Origin of the sequence: Streptomyces hilarionis (genome assembly GCF_024539675.1) — a bacterium.
Taxonomy (GTDB): Bacteria; Actinomycetota; Actinomycetes; order Streptomycetales; family Streptomycetaceae; genus Streptomyces; species Streptomyces hilarionis.
In genome coordinates, this window is sequence record NZ_JAHHIT010000875.1 from 1 (window position 1) to 240 (window position 240).

The window sequence follows — 240 nt, forward strand, 5'->3', positions numbered from 1 at the left end:
GCCCACACCAATCGCCCCACCCGATATAAAGCTAAAAATCTTACGGGTAAAACCCTCTAGCGTTTGCCCAAATCCCCCTTGCTTGCCGATGACATACGGCACAGCATAACGAGTGATAAACTGCCCCAGATACGCCCATTCTTTACGCCGCAGAGCCACCGCAGGATAGGCACGGATTATCAGCATTTCACCATACGGACGAGCAGGGACAGCTTTTGATCTGAGTACTACATGCTTGAT

General features: G+C 50.8%; 1 protein-coding gene. It reads right to left on the minus strand.

Features of this window, described 5'->3' with window-relative positions; genetic code table 11:
• Positions 1-240: phage portal protein family protein (locus tag KMS84_RS40630; RefSeq protein WP_438819042.1), on the minus strand; the 240-nt coding region annotated here is incomplete at its 3' end.